This window comes from Amycolatopsis sp. NPDC098790 (genome assembly GCF_044759945.1).
Classification (GTDB): domain Bacteria; phylum Actinomycetota; class Actinomycetes; order Mycobacteriales; family Pseudonocardiaceae; genus Amycolatopsis.
The window spans coordinates 260,561-283,007 of the sequence record NZ_JBIWAI010000008.1 but is presented as its reverse complement, the minus strand read 5'-3'; the positions used below and the strand labels follow the sequence as shown (position 1 = coordinate 283,007).

Sequence of the window (22,447 nt, the reverse complement as noted above, 5' to 3'; positions counted from 1 at the left end):
AAAGCCCCGAAAACTTCGGGAACCATGACTGCCGTAAACGAACGAACGAGCCGGTGGATCCGGCGCTTCCACGCGGCCGACGACGCCGCCGTGCGGCTCGTCTGCCTGCCGCACGCGGGTGGTTCGGCCACCGCCTACTTCGCGTTCTCGCGCGCGGCCGCTCAAGCCGGCCTCGATGCCGATGTCGTGGCCGTCCAGTACCCCGGGCGGCAGGATCGGCTCGGCGAACGCTGCTTCGACGACGTCGGGGCCATGGCCGACGCCATCGCCGACGACCTCGGCCCCTGGTTCGACCGGCCCGTGGCCCTCTTCGGCCACTCCATGGGCGCGACGCTCGGCTACGAGGTCGCCCGCCGGCTCGAGGCACGCGGTGCGCGGCCGCTGGGGTTGTTCGCCTCCGCCTGCCGGGCGCCGTCCGAGCAGCGGATCGAGTACGTCCACCAGCGCGACGACGACGGCCTGATCGCCGCGTTGAAGGAGCTCAGCGGCACCGACAGCGCCGTCCTGGGCGACGACGAGCTGCTGCGCATGGTGCTGCCCGCCGTCCGCGGGGACTACACCGCCGTCGAGACCTACCGGCACCGGCCGGGCACCGAACTGGCGTGCCCGATCCAGGTCCTGGTGGGCGACGACGACCCCGTCACCGAGCTCGCCGAGGCCGACGCCTGGCGCGCCCACACGACCGGCGGCTGCGCGGTCGAGGTGTACCCCGGCGGCCACTTCTACCTGAACGCCCAGCTCGACGGCGTCCTGGCGGTCGTCGCGGCCCGGCTGCGCGACTGGGGTACCGGCGCAACCCCCTGATCCGGGCACCGGCAGGGGTGGGGAAACCCCAGCCGATGTTCATGAGCCGACCCCATGGTTCGGCGGGTCCCGATCCGCGAAACTGGGTACATCGAGGAAAACGACCCGCCCCCGGAGGTAGTCATGATGGCGATCCAGACCGTTCCCGGTGTCACCCAGCGGATGCTCCCCAACGGCCACCTGCGCCTGACCTGCAGCGGCACGAGCCGCCAGGTCGACTGCGAGCCCGTGGCGGCGGCGATGTGGATCGCGCTGAAGCAGCACGCCGGCGACGTCGACCGCGCGAGCGCCGTCCTGGCGGCCCTGTGGGAGACCGACGTCGAGGACACCCGCTACGACATGGAGCTGCTGGCGGGCTCGCTCTGCTCGCTGGGGCTGCTCGCCGAGGTCTGATCGGCTCGGAAGGCGGTGCACGGATCGGGTCGCCGTGCGCCGCCTTTCGCTGTGCCCAAAGCCCTAAGTCCGACGGCTCGCGTCGAGCGCCCGGTCCCCGGAGCCGCCCCGCGAGCCCCCCGCCCGGACGCCGAGAGCGGAACCCGCGCACGCGAAAGGGACCGCTTCCGGCGCCGTTGGCGGAAGCGGTCCCCTGTCCCGGCCGGGGGAGGCAGCCGGGAGACTTACCCCTGGGACTCCAGTTCTTCGTCCAGCATCGCGAACAGCTCGTCCGCGCCGGCCTCCTCGAGTTCGCGGTCCGCCGGGGAGAACGTCGCCACCAGCTCGCGCAGCCGGGCCACCACCGATCCGCGGGAAGACGCGTCCAGCGACCGCAGCTCGGCCTCCAGGTCCGTCAACCGGACCTCCACCGCGGACGGCGGGTCGGCCAGGTCCGAGCCCAGGAACGAAGCCAGCGCCGACGCCGACGGGTGGTCGAAGATCAGCGTCGCCGGCAGGCGCTGCCCGGACACCGACTCCAGGCGGTTGCGCAGCTCGATCGCCGTCAGGGAGTCGAAGCCCAGCTCGATGAAGCCCTTGCGCGGGTCGACCGCGTCCCGGCGTTCGTGGCCCAGTACCACCGCCGCCGTGCCGCACACCAGGTCCAGCAGGGCACGCTCGCGGTCCGCCGCCGGCAAAGCCACGATCCGCGCCCACGAGTCGTCGGAAGCCTCCACGCGGCGACGACCGCCGCGCACCAGCCCCCGCAGCATCGCCGGGACGCTGTGCGCGTCCGCGCGCAGGCCCGACATGTCCAGCCGGACCGGCACCAGCGACGGCTGCGACGTCCCGAAAGTCGCGTCGAACAACGAAAGCCCGTCGTCGAACGACAAGCCGAACACACCCGAGCGCGCCATCCGGATCAGGTCCGTCTCCGCCAGCTCGTTCGACATGCCGCCCTCGGACCACAGGCCCCACGCCAGCGACACCGCGTGCCGCCCGGTGGCCGCCCGGTGGTGGGCCAGCGCGTCCAGGAAGACGTTCGCCGCCGAGTAGTTCGCCTGCCCGGCCGCGCCGAGCGTGCCGCCCGCGGACGAGTACAGGACGAACGGGATGTCCAGCGAAGCGGTCAGCGAGTGCAGGTTCCACGCCGCGTCGACCTTCGGCCGCAGCACCGCGTCCATCCGCTCCGGCGTCAGCGCCAGCAGGACGCCGTCGTCGACGACGCCGGCCGTGTGCACCACCGCCGAAAGCCGGACTCCGGCGAGCAGCTCGGCCGCCGCGTCCCGGTCGGCGAGGTCGCACGCCGCCAGGGAAACCGTGGCCCCCAGGGAAGTCAGCGACGAAACCAGCTCGTCGGCTCCCGGCGCCGCGGCGCCACGACGGCTCGTCAGCAGCAGGTTCTTGACGCCGTGGCCGGTCACCAGGTGCCGGGCGATCAGCTGCCCCAGCACGCCGGTACCGCCGGTGACCAGCACAGTTCCGTCCGGGTCCAGGGCAACCTCGTCGGCAGAGGGCACGAACTTCGCCAGCCGGTGCACCAGCACCGAGCCGTCGCGCACCGCGACCCCGGGCTCGTCGGCGTACATCGCGCCGAGCACCGCGTCCAGGGGCAGCTCGCCGCCGTCGACGTCGACCACCATGAACCGGTCGGGGTATTCGAGCTGGGCCGTCCGGATCACGCCCCACAAAGCGGCGTGCGTCAGGTCGTCGACGCCCTCGTCCGGCCGCGTCCCGATCGCCCGCTGGGCCACGACGACCAGCCGCGACGCCCCCAAGGTCTCCTCGCCGACCCAAGCCTGGGCCAGCGCCAGCAACCGGTGCGTGGCTTCCCGAGCCGCGGAAGGCGACGCCGTCGAAGGCGCCACGAACGGCACGAACACCACATCCGGAGAAACGCCGTCGGCGACCAAAGCCGAGAGGTCCACATAGGACTTACCCGGCAAGCCGAACCCGTCACCCAATACCGCGGACGACACACCCGAGACGGCGTCGCCGGCGAACGGCTGCCACTCGACGCGGAACAGCGAGTCGTCCACCGCCGAGCGCGTGGCTCGGAACGCGTCGGCCGCGATCGGCCGCAGCGACAGCGATTCGACGCTCAGCACCGGCGCGCCGGCGGCGTCGGTCGCGCTCAGCGACACGGTGTTCTCGACGTCCGACGAGATGAGCACCCGCAGGTCCGACGCGCCGGCAGCGTGCAGGGACACGCCCGACCACGCGAACGGCAGCACCGGCTTGTCCTCGGTCGGCCCGGCGAGGCCGATCGTGTGCAGTGCCGCGTCGAGCAGCGCCGGGTGCAGGCCGAACGCCGACGCGTCGGTGCCCTCGGGCAGCGCCACCTCGGCGGCGAGCCGATCGCCCGCCTGCCACACGCGGCGCAGCCCGGCGAACACCGGGCCGTAGTCGAAGCCCTGCGCGGCCAGCTCGTCGTAGCGGGCGGTCACGTCGATCTCGGTCGCCCCCGCGGGCGGCCACTCGGCCCCCACGACCGGCGCGGACGCGGCGGCGGACAGCCGGCCGGCACCGTGCTGCACCCACTCGGAAGCATCTTCGGCCTGCGAAAAGATCGCCAGAGAGCGCTGCTCCGATTCGAGAGCACCGACGACGACCTGCAGCCGGACCGCCCCTTCGGCGGGCACGATCAGCGGCGCGGCCAGGGTCAGCTCGTCGAGCCTCCCGCAGCCCACCTCGTCGCCCGCGCGGATCGCCAGCTCGACGAACGCCGTGCCGGGGAACAGCATCGAGCCCTGCACGACGTGGTCGGCCAGCCACGGCTGCGTGGCAGCCGAAAGCCGGCCGGTCAGCACCGCCCCGCCCGAATCGGCCGTGACGACGACGGCACCCAGCACCGGGTGCTCGGCGTCGCGCTGCCCGACCTCGGCGACGCCGCGAACGCGGGCGCCGGTCGGGTTCTCCAGCCAGTAGCGCTTGCGCTGGAACGCGTACGTCGGCAGCTCGACCGGCGCACCGCCGGCGTAGAAGGCGGCGAAGTCCACAGTGGACCCGGCGACGAACAGCGCGGCCACCGCGGCGGCCGCCGACTCGCCTTCGGGCCGGTCCTTGCGCAGCACCGGGACGAACGTCGCCCGGTCGTCCGCGCCCAGGCACGTCTGGCCCATCGCGGTGAGCACCGCCGAAGGTCCGACCTCGACGAACGTCGTGACGCCCGAGTCGAGCAGCGTGCGGATCCCGTCGGCGAACCGGACGGCGTCGCGCACCTGGCTCACCCAGTACTCCGGGGAGGTCAGGTCGGCGTCCGGCGAAACCGTGGACACGATCGGGATCGACGGCTCGGAGTAGGTCAAGTTCCGCGCGATGAACGCGAAGTCCGCCAGCATCGGCTCCATCAGCGCCGAGTGGAACGCGTGCGACACCTTCAGCCGCGAAGTCTTCTCGAACTGCGAAGCCACGGCGAGCACCGCGTCCTCGTCGCCGGACAGCACCACCGACGCCGGCCCGTTGACGGCGGCGATCGACACGCCGTCGGTCAGCAGCGGCAGGACCTCGGCCTCGGCCGCCGCCACGGCGACCATCGCGCCCCCGGCCGGCAGCGCCTGCATCAGCCGCGCCCGGGCCGTCACCAGCGTGCACGCGTCTTCGAGCGAAAGGATCCCGGCGACGTGCGCCGCGGCCAGCTCGCCGATCGAGTGCCCCAGCAGGTGGTCCGGCGTGACGCCCCAGGATTCGAGCAACCGGAACACCGCGACCTCGACGGCGAACAACGCCGGCTGCGTGTACCCGGTCTCGTCGGAGCCCAGCACGGTCCGCAACGGCACGTCCAGGTGCTTGTCCAGTTCGGCGGCCACGACGTCGAAGGCCTCGCCGAACGTGGGGTAGGCCGCCGCCAGTTCCACGCCCATCCCGGCGCGCTGCGCGCCCTGGCCGGTGAACAGGAACGCCGTGCGACCAGTGGAAGCCACGCCTTCGACGACCCCCGCGGGCGTCCGGCCGGCCGCGAACTCGGTCAGCGCGCGGATCGCGGCCTCCCGGTCGGCGGCCACGACGCCGGCGCGGTGCTCGGCCAGCGTCCGGGTGGTCGCCAGCGAGAACCCGACGTCCACAGTGGACGCGTCGCCGACGGAAGAAACGAGTTTGCCCGCCTGCGCCCGCAATGCCTCCGGGTCGTTGGCGGAGAGCAGCCAGGTCACCGGCCCGTCGTCCGGCACCGGAGCCGCGACCGCGTCGCCCTGCTCGACGATCACGTGCGCATTGGTCCCGCTGATCCCGAACGACGACACGCCGGCACGGCGCGGCCGCCCGGTCTCCGGCCACGGCTTCGGCTCGCTGAGCAGCGAAACCGTGTCGGTCCATTCGACGTGCGGTGACGGCTCGTCGGCGTGCAACGTGCGCGGGAGGACGCCGCGCCGCAGCGCCTCGACCATCTTGATGACGCCGCCGACGCCGGCGGCCGCCTGCGTGTGGCCGACGTTCGACTTGAACGACCCGACGTGCAGCGGCCGCTCGGCCGTGGCCGCCTTGCCGTAGGTGGCGATCAGCGCCTGCGCCTCGATCGGGTCGCCGAGCTTAGTGCCGGTGCCGTGGGCTTCGACGGCGTCCACATCGGACAGTTTCAGCCCGGCGTCGGCCAGCGCCGCCTTGATCACCCGCTGCTGAGCCGGTCCGTTGGGGACGGTGATGCCGCTGGACGCGCCGTCGGAGTTGACCGCGCTGCCGCGCAGCACCGCGAGGACGTGGTGGCCGTTGCGGCGCGCGTCGGAAAGCCTTTCCAGCAACAGCATCCCGGCGCCTTCGGAGCAGCCGACGCCGTCCGCGCCGCTGCCGAACGCCTTGCACCGGCCGTCCGGGGCCAGGCCCTGCTGCTCGCTGAAGTACACGAACATGTCCGGCGTCACCATCACGGTGACCCCGCCGGCGAGGGCCAGCGAGCACTCGCCGCGCCGCAGCGCCTGGGCCGCCCAGTGCAGGGCGACCAGTGACGACGAGCACGCCGTGTCCACCGACACCGACGGGCCTTCCAGCCCGAGGGTGTAGGAGATGCGGCCGGAGATCAGGCTGCCGTCACTGCTGCCGGCGCCGTAGTCGTGGTACATCACGCCGGCGAAGACGCCGGTTTTGCTGCCCCGCAACGTCGACGGCACGATCCCGGCGCGTTCCACGGCCTCCCACGCGGTCTCCAGCACAACCCGCTGCTGCGGGTCGAGCGTCTTGGCCTCCCGCGGGGAGATGCCGAAGAACTCCGGCTCGAAGTCGGCGGCTTCGTACAGGAAGCCGCCTTCCTTCGAGTACGTCGTGCCGGGCCGGCCGCTCGGGTCGAAGAGCGCTGCCGTGTCCCAGCCGCGGTCCTCCGGGAACTCGCCGACGGCGTCGGTGCCGTTCGCGACGAGGTCCCAGAGCTGCGACGGCGTGGTGACCCCGCCGGGGTACCGGCAGCCCATCCCGATGATCGCGATGGGCTCGCTCATCGCCGCGGTGAGCTTCTGGTTGTCCGCCTTGAGCCGCTCGTTGTCCATCATGGACTGACGCAGCGCGGCGACGATCTGTTCGGTGGACGGCGCGGTCACTGGGACTCCTCTGTCTGGGTGCCCGCCATCGCGGACTTGACCAGGTCGGCCAGGTCCATCCCGGCGATGGCGGCCACTTCGTCGGTTCCGTTGGCCTCGGCCACTTCTTCGACCGGCTCGCCGAGCTCGGGCAGCAGCTCGCCGAGGAGGAACCGGGTCAGCGGCAGCGGGCTCGGGTAGTCGAAGATCAGCGTCGCCGGCAGGCGCAGCCCGCAGGCCGCCCCGAGCCGGTTGCGCAGTTCGAGCGCGGCCAGCGAGTCGATGCCGAGGTCGGTGAAGCCCTTCTCGACGCCGACCGCCGAAGCGTCGTCGTAGCCGAGGACGGCCGCCGCGTTCTCGCAGACCAGCTGCAGCAGCGCGGCTTCCCGCTCGTCGGCCGACATCGCGGTCAGCTTGTCGGCGAAGCCCGCCTCGGGCGCCGCCGTCACCGGGCCCGCCGCCGCGGCGGCCCGCCGCGGAGTGGCCGTGACCAGGCCCCGCAGGAGCGGCGCGATCCGGTCGGCCTCCCGCAGGTCGGCCAGCTTCACCGGCACCAGCGTCGGTTCCCCGGCCGCCAGCGCGGCGTCGAAGAGCGCGAGACCGTCGGTGACGGCCAGCTCCGCGACCCCGTACCGGGCGACGTGCGTCAGGTCGACGGCGTCCCCGCTGCCTTCCCACGGACCCCAGGCCAGCGACGTCGCCGGGAGGCCCAGCGCCGTGCGGTGGCCGGCGAGGGCGTCCAGGAAGACGTTGCCCGCCGCGTAGTTCGCCTGCCCGGCGGCGAGCAGCAGGCCGCCCGCCGACGAGTAGAGGACGAACGCCTTCAGGTCCAGCGACGCGGTCAGCTCGTGCAGGTGCCAGGCCGCGTCCACCTTGGGCCGCAGGACATTCGTGACCTGCGAAGGGGTGAGCGCGGTCAGCACCGCGCTGTCCATCTGCCCGGCGGCGTGCACGACGGCGGTGAGGTCGGGCAGCGACGCGATCAGCGTGGCCAGCTCGGCCCGGTCGGTGACGTCGCAGGCCGCGACGGTCACCGAAGCACCCAGCTCGTCGACCAGCTCACGAGCCCCCGGTGCGTCCAGGCCGCGACGGCTGGTGAGCACCAGCTTCCGCGCCCCGCGGGCGATCAGGTGCCGGGCGAGGTGGCCGCCGAGCAGGCCGGCGCCACCGGTGATCAGCACCGTGCCGTCCGCATCCCACTCGACCGGGTCGCCGACCGTGGTGACCTTGGCCAGCCGCGGCACGCGAACCTCACCGACCCGGACGATCGCTTCCGGCTCGCCGGAGGCGACCACCGCGGGCAGGGCCCGCAGCGACTGGGGCAGGTCGTCGACGTCGACCACCTGGACCCGGCCGGGGTTCTCCGCCTGCGCGGCCCGCACCAGGCCCCAGACCGGCGCTTGGGCGAGGTCCGGGTCGTCGGCCACGGCGCCCCGCGTGACGACCAGGAGCTTGCCGTCGGACGGCCCGTCGAGCCAGGACTGCAGCTGCTTGAGCGTCTCCTGGACGGTCGCGTGGACCCGGGTAGGCACGTCTCCGCCGGCGGACACCACCGGCAGGACCAGCACGTCCGCGGCCACCGGCTCGTCGTGCGTCGGGACGCCGAGACCGAGGTCGTCGGTGCCGAGCACGGCCCAGCCCTCGAGGGACTTGACCAGCCGGACCCCGGCGGCGGGCTGCCAGTCGATGCGGTGGAGCGAGTCGGGCACCTTGGCACCCAGCTGGCCCTCCGACACCGGCCGCGTCACCAGCGACTCGATCCACGCGACCGGCGTGCCGGCCGCGTCGGCGAGGGCGAGCGAGGCGTCCTTGCCTTCCTTGCGGACGTGGACGCGCAGCGTCGTCGCGCCGGAGGCGTGCAGTGAGACCTGGTTCCACGCGAACGGGATCGTCGTCTCGGTCAGCGCCTTCGGCCCGCCGGGCACGAGGAAGTCCGTCGCACCCAGCGCCGAGTCCAGCAGACCCGGGTGCAGGCCGAAGTCCTTGGAATCGGTGCCCTCGGGCAGCGCCACCTCGGCGAAGACTTCACCGTCGCGCAGCCAGACCGCGCGCAGGTTCCGGAACACCGGGCCGTAGCCGAAGCCGAGCCCGGCCAGGTCGTCGTAGAGCCCGGTGAGGTCGACCGCTTCGGCGCCCTCGGGCGGCCACGCCGTCAGGTCGAACTCCGCCGGCCGCGCCCCCGTGGCGAGCGTGCCGGCCGCGTGCTGCGTCCACACGCCGTCCGTGCGGGAGTGCACCGACAGTTCACGGCGGCCGTCCGCTCCCGGAGCGCCGACGACGACGCGGATGTCGACGCCGCCCTCTTCGGGCAGCAGCAGCGGGGCCTGCTGGGTCAGCTCCTCCAGGAGGTCGCAGCCGACCTGGTCGGCGGCGTGCAGGGCCAGCTCGACGTACGCCGTGCCCGGCAGCATCGTCCGGCCCAGCACCACGTGGTCGCCCAGCCAGGTCTGCTTGTCGACCGCGAGCCGGCCGGTGAGCACCGCGCCGCCGTCGGGCAGCTCCACCAGCGCGCCCAGCAGCGGGTGCGCGGCGGACTTGGCGCCCAGCGAGCCGACGTCGCCGGCCGGCTTCGTCGCGTTGAGCCAGTACTCCTTGTTCTGGAAGGCGTAGGTCGGCAGGTCCACAGTGGACGCGCCGCGACCGGCGAACAGGGCCCGCCAGTCGATCTTGGCGCCCCGCGAGTAAACCGTGGCCAGCGCGGTGAACAGCGTCTGCACTTCGTCGCGGCCCCGGCGCAGCGCGGGCACGCCCACGACGCGGTCGGGCCGGTCGGCGACCGAGGTGTCGCACTCGCGGGCCATGCCGGTCAGCACGGCGTCCGGGCCCAGCTCGACGAACCGGGTGACGCCGGCCGAGAGCAGCGTGCCGACGCCGTCGGCGAAGCGCACCGCGTCGCGGACGTGGTTGACCCAGTACTCGGGCGAGCAGAGCTGCTCGGCGGTGGCGATCCGGCCGGTCACGTTGGAGACGACCGGGATGCTCGGGGCCGAGTACGTCAGCTTCTCCGCCACGACGGCGAAGTCGGCCAGCATCGGCTCCATCAGCGCGGAGTGGAAGGCGTGCGAGACGACCAGCTGCTTCACGCGCCGGCCGGCCTCCTTGAAGCCCGCCATGGCGGCCTTCACCGCGTCCTCCGGACCGGAGATGACCACCGAGCGCGGGCCGTTGATCGCCGCGATGTCCACTTCGGCCGGGAGCGCGGCGCGCACCTCGTCCTCGGTGGCCGCGATCGCGGCCATGGCCCCGCCCGACGGCAGTGCCTGCATGAGCCGGCCGCGAGCGGCGACCAGGGCGCAGGCGTCGGCGAGCGAGAGCACCCCGGCGACGTGCGCCGCGGCCAGCTCGCCGATCGAGTGCCCGGCGACGTAGTCCGGTGTGAGGCCCCACGACTCGACCAGGCGGTAGAGCGCGACCTCGATGGCGAACAGCGCGCACTGCGTGTACGCCGTCTTGTTCAACAGCTCGCCGTCCTCGGAGCCCTTCTCGGCCCAGACGACCTGCTTGAGCGGGACGTCGGTGTCGAACAGCCCGCACGCCTCGTCGAAGGCGCCGGCGAAGACCGGGAAGGCCTCGTACAGCTCGCGGCCCATGCCCGGCTGCTGCGCGCCCTGGCCGGTGAAGAGGAACGCGGTCAGGTCGGCCGCGCTGGTCGTGCCGGTGACCGTGCCCGCCGGGGTCCCGCCGGTCGCGAGACCGTCGAGGGCCTTCAAGGCGGCGTCGCGGTTCGACGCCAGGACCACCGAGCGGTGGTCGAGCCCGGCCCGGCCGGTCGCCAGTGAGTAGCCGACGTCGGTCAGGTCCAGCTCCGGGTCGGCCCGCAGGTGCTCGGCCAGCCGGGCCGCCTGGTCGGCCAGTGCCGCGGCGGTCGTGCCGGCGATCGGCAGCGGCACCGACGACAGCTCCGGCGCGGTCCGGCGCGGACGCTCCACAGTGGACGGCGGAGCCTCCTCGATGATGATGTGCGCGTTGGTCCCGCTGATGCCGAAGGACGAGACACCCGCGCGGCGCGGACGCCCGTTGGGCAGCCACGGCCGGGCCTCGCTCAGCAGCTCGATGTCACCCGTGGTCCAGTCGACGACCGGGGACGGCGCGTCGATGTGCAGCGACTTCGGCAGCATGTTGTGCCGCATGGCCTGGACGACCTTGATGACGCCCGCCGCGCCGCCGGAAGCCTGCGCGTGGCCGATGTTGGACTTCACCGAGCCCAGGTACAGCGGCTGCCCGTCCGGCCGGTCCTGGCCGTAGGTCGCCAGCAGCGCCTGCGCCTCGATCGGGTCACCCAGCTTCGTGCCCGAACCGTGCGCCTCGACGGCGTCCACTTCGGACGGCGTCAGGCCGCCCGCCGCGAGGGCCGCGTGGATCACGCGTTCCTGCGACGGCCCGTTCGGCGCGGTGAGGCCGTTGGACGCACCGTCCTGGTTGACGGCGCTGGAGCGGACCACCGCGAGGACTTCGTGGCCGTTGCGCTGGGCGTCGGACAGCCGCTCCAGCAGGAGCAGGCCCGCGCCTTCGGCCCAGCCGACGCCGTCGGACGCCGCGGAGAACGACTTCGACCGGCCGTTGGGCGAGAGCACGCCCTGGCGGCTGGAGTCGACGAACAGGTCCGGCTGCGAGAGCAGCGTGACCCCGCCCGCCAGCGCCAGCCCGCACTCCCCCGCCCGCAGCGCCTGCACCGCGAGGTGCAGCGTGACCAGCGAAGACGAGCACGCGGTGTCGACCGTCATGCACGGGCCTTCCAGCCCCAGCAGGTAGGAGATGCGGCCGGAGACGACCGCGCCCGAGCTGCCGTTGGGGATGTAGGCGGCGACGTCGAGGGGCGCGCCGGGGACGCGGCTGCCGTAGTCGTCGTACATCGCGCCGGTGAAGACGCCGGTCATGCTGCCGCGCAGCGCGGTCGGGTCGATGCCGGCCCGCTCGATGGCCTCCCACGCCGTTTCCAGCAGGAGCCGCTGCTGCGGGTCCATGGCCAGCGCCTCGCGCGGGCCGATGCCGAAGAACGCCGGGTCGAACTCGATGCCGTGGTGCAGGAACCCGCCTTCGCGGGCGTAGGTCTTGCCCCGCTTGCCGCGCTCGGGGTCGTAGATGCTGTCGATGTCCCAGCCGCGGTTGGTCGGGAACTCCGACACGGCGTCGACCTCGTCGACCAGCAGCTGCCAGAGGTCCTCCGGCGACCGGACGCCGCCGGGGTACCGGCAGGCCATGCCGACGATCGCGATCGGTTCCTGCATCGACGCGTTGGTCCGGGTCGTCGTGGCCGGGACCTTCGCGACCGCGCCGAGGAGCTTGCCCTTGACGAAGTCGGCCACCGCCTTGGCGGTCGGGTGGTCGAAGATCAGCGTCGCGGGCAGGGTCAGGCCGGTCGCGGTGCCGAGCAGGTTGCGCAGCTCGACCGCGGCGAGCGAGTCGAAGCCGAGTTCCTTGAACGCCCGTGCACCGTCCACTTCGGACTTGTCGGCGTAGCCGAGCACGGTGGCCACCTGCGTCCGGACGATGTCCAGCAGCACGCGGTCGCGCTCGTTGTCGGCCAGCGCGGCCAGCTCGGCGGCCAGCGCGTTGTCGGCCGCCTTCGCCGCCTTGGCGGTCCGGCGGGCCTTCGGCGGGACGAACCCGCGCAGCAACGCGGGCAGGTCGTCGGTGCGGGCCCGCAGCGCCGCGACGTCGACCCGCAGCGGGGCGATCACGGCGTCGGCGGTCGAGGTCGCCGCGTCGAACAGCGCGAGCCCCTGCTCCGCGGTGACCGCGGGAAGGCCGAGCCGTGCCATCCGGGCGAGGTCCGCCTCGGCCAGTTCGCCGCCGAGGCCGGTGTTCTCGGCCCACAGGCCCCACGCCAGCGCCGTCGCCGGCCGGCCGGCGGCCTGCCGGTGGGCGGCGAGGCCGTCGAGGAACGCGTTGGCGGCGGCGTAGTTCGCCTGGCCCGCGGGCAGCACCTGGCCGCCGGCGGAGGAGAACATGACGAACGCGGCCAGGTCGCCGGTCAGTTCGTGCAGGTGCCAGGCGGCGTCGACCTTCGACCGCAGGACCGAGTCGAGCCGGTCGGCGGTCAGCGAGTCGAAGACGCCGCTGTCGGCGGTGCCGGCCGCGTGCACCACGGCGGTGAGGTTGTCGATCGTGCCGAGCACGCTCTCGACCTGGTCGCGTTCGGTGACGTCGCACGCGGCGACCCGCACCCGGGCGCCGAGGTCGGTCAGGTCCTCGACCAGCTGCCGGGCACCCGGCGCGCCGAGCCCGCGGCGGCTGGTGAGCACCAGGTCGGTGACGCCGTGCTCGGCCACCAGGTAGCGGGCCAGCAGGCTGCCGAGCCCGCCGGTGCCGCCGGTGATTAGCACGGCACCGGTGCCCCACGGCGAAGCGTCGCCGGCCTCGGTCTTGGCGTACCGCGGCACGACCACCGCGCCGGCGCGGATCGCGGCCTCCGGCTCCCCGGAGGCGACGACCGCCGCGATGGCCCCGGCGTTCGCGTCCGCGTCGGCGTCGACGACGAACACGCGGCCCGGGTGCTCGGCCTGCGCACCGCGCGCCAGGCCCCACAGCAGGCCCTGCGTGACGTCCACAGTGGACTCGCTCGCGGGGACCGCGTCCTGCGTCACGACGGCCAGCTTCGTGGCGGCGAACCGCGAGTCGGCCAGCCAGGCCTGCAGTTCGGCGAGCAGCCAGGCGGCATTGGCCCGCGCGGTCTCCGGGACGTCGCCGGTGCGCTCGGGCACGGTCAGCGTGAGCAGGTTCGGCACCGGCTCGCCCCGGTCGATCGCGCCGGCGAGGTCGGCGAAATCGGCGTAGGTGGCGGCCACCCCGACCCGGCCGCGGCCCACGGCCACGACCTCGGCGTCGGACTGCGGCACGGACACCGGCTGCCAGGCGATCTTCAGCAGCGAGCCGTCGGACTCGGCCGCCGACGTCAGCTCCCGGCGGACCGGGCGCGAAACGAGCGAGTCGATGGTCGCGACGGGACGGCCTTCGCTGTCGGCCACCTCGATGGCCGACACCTCGTCGCCGTTCAGCCGCTCGATCCGCACCCGCAGCACCGAAGCGCCGGCGGCGTGCAGCGTGACGCCGTTCCAGACGAACGGCAGCAGCGTCGCGCCGCCCGGGTCGCCGAGGAGGTCGGCGTGCATCGCGATGTCGAGCAACGCCGGGTGCAGCCCGTACAGGCTCGCCGTCGACGCCGCCGGCTCCGGCAGCGCGACCTCGGCGAACACCTCGGTGCCGCGCTTCCACGCGGCCTTGAGGCCCTGGAAGGACGGGCCGTAGCCGTACCCGCGCTCCTCGAGCAGGTCGTAGGCACCCTCGACGACGATCGGGGTCGCCCCGGCGGGCGGCCATTCGGTGAGCCCGGCGGGCTCGGGCCGCGGCGCCGCGGACAGCGTGCCGATCGCGTGCTGCGTCCACTCGTCGCCGTCGATCGGGCGGGAGAAGACGGTGATCGGGCGCCGGTCGCCGTCGGCGGGGCCGACCACGACCTGCAGCGCCACGGCGCCGTCCGGCGGCAGGACGAGCGGCGCCTGCAGCGTCAGCTCCTCGACCGTCGAGTGCCCGACCTGGTCGCCGGCCGCGACGGCCAGCTCGACGAACCCGGTGCCGGGCACCAGGATCGCGCCCTTGACGACGTGGTCGGCCACCCACGGCACCGACCCGGCCGACAGCCGGCCGGTGAGCACCGTGGTGTCCGAACCGGACAGCGGCACGACCGCGCCGAGCATCGGGTGCGGCAGCGGCTGCTGGCCGACCGCCGTCACGTCGCCGGACGGGGTCGCGTCGAGCCAGTAGCGCTTGTGCTGGAAGGCGTACGTCGGCAGGTCGAGCCGGATCGGGCCGTCGCCGAGCACCTTGCCCAGTCCGGCGGCACCACGGGCGTGGAGCCGGCCGAGCGCGGTCAGCGCGGTGCGCACCTCGTCCCGGTCGCGGCGGCCGAAGGGCACGAACGCGGCGTCCGCGTCGATCTGGCGGCCGAGCGCGGTGAGCACGCTGTCCGGCCCCAGCTCGAGGAACGTCCGGACGCCGTCGGCGGCCAGCGCGGCCACCGCGTCCCCGAAGCGGACGGCTTCGCGGACGTGGGTGACCCAGTACTCGGGCGAAGTCAGGTCCGCGTCCGGCGAAACCGTGGAGACGATCGGGATCTTCGGCTCGTGGAACGTCAGCCCGGCGGCGATCTCGCGGAACTCGTCGAGCATCGGCGCCATCAGCGGCGAGTGGAACGCGTGGCTGACGCGCAGCCGGCGCGTCCGGACGTCGGTGCCGCGCTCGATGCGCGACACGACGTCGGCGACACCCGAGATGACGACCGACGCGGGGCCGTTGACGGCGGCGATGCTGACCTCGTCCTCGTGCCCGCGGATCAGCTCCCGCGCGGCCTCTTCGGTGGTGGCGAGGGAGACCATCGCGCCCGGCGGGGTGCTCAGCGCGCCCATCAGCCGACCGCGTGCGGCGACCAGCTTCGCCGCGTCCGCAAGGGAAAGCACCCCGGCGACGTGCGCCGCGGCCAGCTCGCCGATCGAGTGGCCGGCGAGGGCGTCGGGGACGATCCCCCACGACTCGGCGAGCCGGAAGAGCGCGACCTCGACCGCGAACAACGCGGTCTGGGTGTACTGCGTCTGGTCGAGCAGGCCGCGGTCGGCGAGCGCGGTCGTGCCGAAGACGACGTCGCGCAGCGGCACGTCGAGCAGCGGGTCGATCGCGGCGCAGACGGCGTCGAAGGCGTCGGCGAAGACCGGGTAGGCCGCCGACAGCTCGGCGCCCATCCCGACCCGCTGCGCACCCTGCCCGGAGAACAGGAACGCGAGCTTGCCCTCGGTGACGGGCTCGCTGCCCTGCTCGCCGGTGGCCAGTGCGTCGAGGCCGGCGGCCAGTTCGGCCGCGGTCCCGGCGACGACCACCGCGCGGTGCTCCAGCGCAGCGCGGGTCGAGGCGAGCGACCGCGCCAGCTCGGCGACGGGCACGTCCTCGTGGTCGGCGAGGTATTCGCGCAGGCGGGCGGCCTGGCCGCGCACGGCGGCCGCGGACCGGCCGGACAGCGCGACCGGCACGACGGCTTCGGGCTGCGGTTCGGCGGGCTGCTCGGCCACCGCGTCGGCCGGAGCCTGCTCGATGATCACGTGGGCGTTGGTGCCGCTGATGCCGAACGACGAGACCGCGGCCCGGCGCGGGTGGCCGTTGGGTGACCAGTCCTGCGCCTCGGTCAGCAGGCGCACCGCACCCGTGTCCCAATCGACCACAGTGGACGGACGGTCGACGTGCAGCGTCCGCGGCAGCTGCTCGTTGCGCAGCGCCATGACCATCTTGATGATGCCGGCGACACCGGCGGCGGCCTGGGTGTGGCCGATGTTGGACTTGATCGAGCCCAGCCACAGCGGCTGGTCCTCGGCGCGGTCCTGACCGTAGGTGGCCAGCAGGGCCTGCGCCTCGATCGGGTCACCCAGCGTGGTGCCGGTGCCGTGACCCTCGACGGCGTCCACTTCGGACGCCTGGAGACCCGCGTCGGCCAGTGCCTTGGCGATCACGCGCTGCTGCGACGGGCCGTTCGGGGCGGTGAGGCCGTTGGACGCGCCGTCGTGGTTGACCGCGGAGCCCTTGACGAGCCCGAGCACCGGGTGCCCGTTGCGCTGGGCGTCCGACAGCCGCTCGACGAGCAGCATGCCCGCGCCCTCGCCCCAGCCGGTGCCGTCGGCCGCGTCGGCGAACGAGCGGCAGCGGCCGTCGGCGGACAGGCCGCGCTGGCGGCTGAAGTCGACGAACGTGTCCGGAGTGGACATCACGGTGACGCCACCGGCCAGTGCGAGCGTGCACTCGCCGCGGCGCAGGGCCTGGATCGCCCAGTGCAGGGCGACCAGCGAAGACGAGCACGCCGTGTCGACGGTGACCGTCGGGCCCTCGAGACCGAGTGCGTAGGACACGCGGCCGGAGACGACGCTGGCGAGGCTGCCGTTGCCCAGGTAGCCCGCGATGTCGTCGGAAACGGTGCCGAGGCGGGTACCCCAGTCGTGGTACATGACGCCGGCGAACACGCCGGTCGCGCTGCCGCGCAGCGAAACCGGGTCGATGCCGGCCCGCTCGAACGCCTCCCAGGACACTTCCAGCAGCAGGCGCTGCTGCGGGTCCATCGCGGCCGCCTCGCGCGGGCTGATCTCGAAGAAGTCGGCGTCGAACTCGGCGGCGTCGTGCAGGAACGCGCCGTGCTTGACGTAGGAGTGGCCGGGCTTGCCGGGCTCGGGGTCGTAGAGCGCGTCGACGTTCCAGCCGCGGTCGGCCGGGAACGGCGTGAGCGCCTCTTCGCCGCCCGCGACGAGCCGCCACAGGTCCTCCGGCGTCGCGACGCCGCCCGGGTAGCGGCAGGCGATGCCGACGATGGCGATCGGCTCCTCCGGGTCGGCCGTGGTCACCGGCGCGATCGGCTTGACCGGGGCCAGGCCGCCGAGCCGCGTGATCAGGTACTCGGCCAGCGCACGCGGGGTCGGGTGGTCGAACACCAGGGTGGCGGGCAGCCGCATGCCGGTGACGGAGTCGAGGATGTTGCGCAGCTCGACCGCGGCGAGGGAGTCGAAGCCGATCTCGCCGAACGGGCGGGCCGGGCTGATCGCGCTCGGGCCGTCGTGGCCGAGCACGGCCGCGACGTGCGTGCGGACCAGGTCGAGCACGGCGCGGTCGCGGTCGGCCTCGGACAGCGAGGCGAACCGCTCGGCGAACTGCCGCTCCGGCGTCAGCTCGCCCGGGGCCGCCGCGACCCGGCGGCGGCTCGCGGGGACCAGGCCCCGCAGCAGCGCCGGGGCGTCGTCGCGGGCACCCAGGGCGGCGCGGTCGACGCGGGTCGGGACGACGGCCGGCAGGTCCGTGCCGACGGCGGCGTCCAAAGCCGCGAGGCTTTCGGCGGAGGTCAGCGGAGCGAGGCCCAGCCGGCCGATCCGGCTCAGGTCCTTTTCGGACAGTCCGGCGCTCATGCCGAGCGCGGTACCGCCGTCGGTCCACAGGCCCCAGGCCAGCGAGGTGGCCGGGAGGCCCTGCTCGCGGCGGTGCTCGGCGAGCGCGTCGAGGAAGGTGTTGCCCGCGGCGTAGTTGGCCTGGCCCACGCCGTCGACCAGGCCGGCCGAGGAGGAGAACAGGACGAACGCGGCCAGGTCCTTCGTCAGCTCGTGCAGGGCCCAGGCCGCGTCGACCTTCGGCGCGAGGACGGTGTCGAGGCGCTCTTCGGTGAGCGAGCCGATCAGGGCGTCGTCGAGCACACCGGCGGTGTGCACGACGGCGGTCAGCGGTTGCTCGATCTTCTTCAGCGCGGCGGACAGCGACCGCTTCTTGGTGACGTCGGCGGCGATGACCTGCGCGGTCGCGCCGGCCTCCGCCAGCTCGGCGACCAGTTCGGCCGCACCCGGGGCGTCGGCGCCGCGGCGGCTCAGCAGCACGAGGTGCCGGACGCCGTGGGTCGCAACGAGGTGCCGCGCGACCTGCGCGCCGAGGCCACCCGTGCCGCCGGTGACCAGCACGGTGCCGTCCGCCCGCCACGCCGGCGCGTCGGAGTGCGCGCGGACGAGCCGCGGCGCCCGGACCCGGTCGCCGTCGACCCGCAGTTCCGGCTCACCGGACGCGAGCGCGGTGACCAGCGTCTCGGTCGTGGTTTCGCCCTCGATCAGGACGACGCGGCCCGGGTGCTCGGCCTGCGCCGAGCGCACCAGCCCGCGCACCGCGGAGTCGGCGAGGGTGCCCGGGGTCCGGAGCGCGAGCTTGGCGTCCGCGAACCGGTCCTCGGCGAGGAACTCCCGCAGCACGGCGAGCACGCGGTGGGCAGCCTGCTTGGCCGCCGCCGGAACGCTGCGGCCCTTCGCGGCCACCGGCACCACGACGGCGTCCGGAACTTCGGTCACCTCCGCGAGTTCGGCGACCTCGATCGTCGAGAACTGGGCGTCGGAAGCCGCGACCGGCGTCCATTCGACGGTGTGCAGCAGGTCCTGGGCCCGCGGGCCCAGGTCGGCGCCGCTGACCGGGCGGGAGCGGAACGACTCGACCGACAGCACGGGCGCATCCGCCGTGTCGGCGACGTCGATGGAGACACCGCCGGTGGCGGGCGAGGTGATCCGCACCCGCACCTCCGCCGCGCCGGCGGCGTGCAGGCGCACGCCGGTCCAGGCGAACGGCAGGCGGATCTCGTCGGCTTCGCGGGCCTCGCCGGGGGCGAAGTCGGTGGCGTGCAGGACGGCGTCGAGCAGCGCCGGGTGGATCCCGAAGTCCTCGTCCCGCGTCGGCAAGGCGACCTCGGCGAACACGACGTCGCCGCGCTTCCACGCCGTGCGCAGGCCGCGGAAGAGCGGGCCGTAGCCGTAACCCTGCGCTGCCAGCTCGTCGTACAGCTCGTTCGTCGCGACGACCTCGGCGCCGGACGGCGGCCACTCGGTCAGCGGGGCGGGCGCCTCGGCCGCGGCCTCGGCCAGCACGCCGGTGGCGTGCCGGGTCCAGGCGACGTCCTGCTCGGCGCGCGAGTAGAACTCGATGGTGCGGCGGCCGTCCTCGACCGGGCCGACCACGGCCTGCACCTCGACCCCGCGTCCCTCCGGGACGGCGAGGGGCGCCTGCAGGGTCAGCTCGTCGACGACGTCGCAGCTCGCGCGCTCGGCGGCGTGCAGCGCCATTTCGACGAAGGCCGTGCCGGGCAGCAGGGCCGTGCCGGCGATCGCGTGGTCGGCGAGCCACGGGTGGGTCCGCAGGCCGATGCGGCCGGTCAGGACCAGGCCGTCGTGGTCGGCCAGGCCGATCTCGGCGGCCAGCAGCGGGTGGCCGGAGGCGAGCTGGCCGAAGTCGGCCGCGTCGCCGCGACCGGGCGCGGTCAGCCAGAAGTGCTTGCGCTGGAAGGCGTACGTCGGCAGGTCGACGACGTTCGCCGGGCCGAAGAAGGCAGTCCAGTCGACCTTGATGCCGCGGGTGTGCAGCCGGCCGAGCGCGCCGGCCAGCGTCGGGACTTCGGCGTGGCCGCGGCGCTGCGCGGGCACGAACGCGATGTCCGAGCCGTGCGGGCCGGTGGCGGCCAGTGCCGCGAGGACGGCGTCCGGGCCGACCTCGATCGCGGTGGTGACGCCGGCCGCGGCGAGCGCGGCGACGCCGTCGGCGAACCGGACGGCGCGGCGCACGTGGTAGAGCCAGTAACCGGGCGAGGTCAGCTCTTCGGTCGTCGCCAAGCGGCCGGTGACGTTCGAGATGACCGGGATCTTCGGCGCCGCGAACTCGACGACCTCCAGGACCTCCCGGAACTCGGCGAGCATCGGCTCCATCAGCGGCGAGTGGAACGCGTGCGACACGCGCAGCTCGCTCGTCTTGCGGCCCTGGGCGCGGAACGCCTCGGCGACGGCCTCGACCTCGGCGCGCTCGCCCGACACGACGACGGACGCGGGCCCGTTGATCGCGGCGATGCTGACGCCGTCGGTGAGTAGCGGGCCGACCTCGTCCTCGGTCGCGGCGATCGCGACCATCGCGCCGCCCTCGGGCAGCGCCTGCATCAGCCGGCCACGAGCGGCGACGACCAGGCAAGCGTCCTCAAGCGACCAGACGCCGGCGATGTGCGCGGCGGCCAGCTCGCCGATCGAGTGGCCGAGCAGGACGTCCGGCTTGACGCCCCACGACTCCAGCAGCCGGGCGAGGGCGACCTCGATCGCGAACAGCGTGCACTGCGCGTACTGGGTGCCGTTCAGCTCGTCGGCGTCGTCGCCGAACAGGACGTCCCGCAGCGGGCGGTCCATCTGGACGTCGAGCTGGTCGACGGCCTCGTCGAAGACCTCGGCGAAGACCGGGTAGGCGAGGTACAGCTCCTTGCCCATGGCGAGGCGCTGCGAACCCTGGCCGGTGAACAGCATCCCGAGCTTGCCCGGCGTGCGGGTGCCGGTGACGACGGAGGTGTCCGGCTCCCCCGCGGCGAGCGCGCGCAGGCCGCGGACGGCGTCCTCAGTGGACTCGGCGACGACGACCGCGCGGTGGTCGTGCGCGGCACGCGTGCCGGCCAGCGAGAAGCCGACCTCGGTCAGGTCGGTGGCCTCCACAGTGGACACGAGCTTTTCCGCCTGCGCCCGCAGGGCTTCCTCACTGCGCGCGGAGACGACGAGCGGGACGACCGGCAGCGGCTCGGTGGTGCCGTCGACGTCCGCGGTGGCGGGTGCCTGCTCGATGATGACGTGGGCGTTGGTGCCGCTGACGCCGAACGACGACACACCGGCGCGGCGCGGACGCTCGACCTCCGGCCACTCGCGGGCCTCGGTGAGCAGCTCGACCGCTCCCGCGGTCCAGTCGACGTGCGGGGTCGGCGCGTCGACGTGCAGCGTCTTCGGCAGCCGGCCGCGGCGGATCGCCTCGACCATCTTGATGACGCCGGCGACGCCGGCCGCGGCCTGCGTGTGGCCGATGTTGGACTTGACCGAGCCGAGCAGCAGCGGCGTCTCGCGCTCCTGGCCGTAGGCGGCGAGCAGCGCCTGCGCCTCGATCGGGTCGCCCAGGCGGGTGCCGGTGCCGTGCGCTTCGACGGCGTCCACTTCGGACGGGGCGAGGCGGGCGTCGGCGAGCGCGCGGTGGATGACGCGCTGCTGCGACGGGCCGTTGGGGGCGGTGAGGCCGTTGGACGCGCCGTCGGAGTTGATGGCGGTACCGCGGACGATGGCGAGCACGGCGTGGCCGTTCGCGACCGCGTCGGACAGCCGCTCCAGGACCAGGACGCCGACGCCTTCGGCGAAGCCGGTGCCGTCGGCACCCGCGGCGAACGCCTTGCAGCGGCCGTCTTCGGCGAGGCCGCGCTGGCGGCTGAACGCGGTGAACGTGCCGGGCCCGCCCATGACGGCGACACCGCCGGCGAGCGCGAGCTGCGTCTCGCCGCGGCGCAGGGCCTGCACGGCGAGGTGGAGGGCGACCAGCGAGCCGGAGCACGCGGTGTCGACGGTCAGCGTCGGGCCTTCGAGGCCGAGCGCGTAGGCGACGCGGCCGGAGACGACACTGGGCGCGTTGCCGGTGAGCATGTAGCCGTCGAGGCCGTCGGGAGCTTCGTGCAGGCGCGGGCCGTACTCCTGGGCCTCGGCGCCGATGAAGACGCCGGCGGGTGTGCCGCGCAGCGTCGTCGGGTCGATCTTGGCGCGCTCCAGCGCTTCCCACGCCGTCTCGAGGACGAGCCGCTGCTGCGGGTCCATCGCGGACGCCTCGCGCGGGGCGATGCCGAAGAAGTCCGCGTCGAACTCGCCGGCGTCGGGCAGGAAACCGCCGGAAGTGACGTAGCTGCTGCCCGGGCGGTCGGGGTCCGGGTCGTAGAGGCCGTCGAGGTCCCAGCCGCGGTCGGTCGGGAACCCGGTGATGGTGTGCACCTCTTGCTCGACCAGCCGCCAGAGGTCCTCGGGCGACGCGGTTCCGCCCGGGTACCGGCAGCCGATGCCGACGATGGCGACCGGCTCGTCGTGGTCGCCCGCCGGGGCGAGTCCACTGTGGACGACTTCGGCCCCGAACACCGCCGCGTGCAGGAAGCGCGCGACGGCGACCGGGGTCGGGTGGTCGAAGGCCAGGGTGACCGGCAGGTCGAGCCCGGTGGCGTCGGTGAGCCGCGCGTGCAGCTCCACCGCCGCCAGCGAGTCGAACCCGTGGTCGGAGAACGCCTTTTCCGGGTCGAGCACCGCCGGGACGTCCGGGCGCGCCGCCAGCAGCGCGGCCCGGGTGGCGTCGTGGACGACGTCGGCCAGGAATGCCGCGCGGTCACCGGCGGGCAGTTCGGTCAGCCGCTCCGCGAACCCGGACGCCCGATTCGATTCGGTCTCAAACTCACGCATTCC

4 protein-coding genes are annotated in these 22,447 nt (G+C 74.0%); 2 read left to right on the top strand and 2 right to left on the bottom strand.

The annotated features are described in order from the left end of the window. Positions 1–24 precede the first annotated feature (24 nt). Positions 25–804, top strand: coding sequence for a thioesterase II family protein (locus tag ACIQWX_RS44845; protein ID WP_400884864.1), 780 nt, complete (start codon positions 25–27; stop codon positions 802–804). Between the two features lie 126 nt (positions 805–930). Then, positions 931–1,197 carry a hypothetical protein gene (locus ACIQWX_RS44840; RefSeq protein ID WP_400884861.1) on the top strand — a complete coding sequence of 89 codons (267 nt, stop codon included), beginning with the start codon at positions 931–933 and terminating at the stop codon, positions 1,195–1,197. Between the two features lie 224 nt (positions 1,198–1,421). Here ACIQWX_RS44840 and ACIQWX_RS44835 read toward each other — a convergent pair whose 3' ends face one another. Further along, positions 1,422–6,701, bottom strand: coding sequence for a type I polyketide synthase (locus ACIQWX_RS44835; protein ID WP_400884858.1), 5,280 nt, complete (start codon positions 6,699–6,701; stop codon positions 1,422–1,424). Further along, a complete protein-coding gene (locus ACIQWX_RS44830) occupies positions 6,698–22,444 on the bottom strand; it encodes an SDR family NAD(P)-dependent oxidoreductase (RefSeq protein WP_400884856.1) in 15,747 nt (5,248 codons plus the stop codon). Before ACIQWX_RS44830 ends, ACIQWX_RS44835 begins: the two co-directional genes overlap by 4 nt. Between the last annotated feature and the right edge of the window lie 3 nt (positions 22,445–22,447).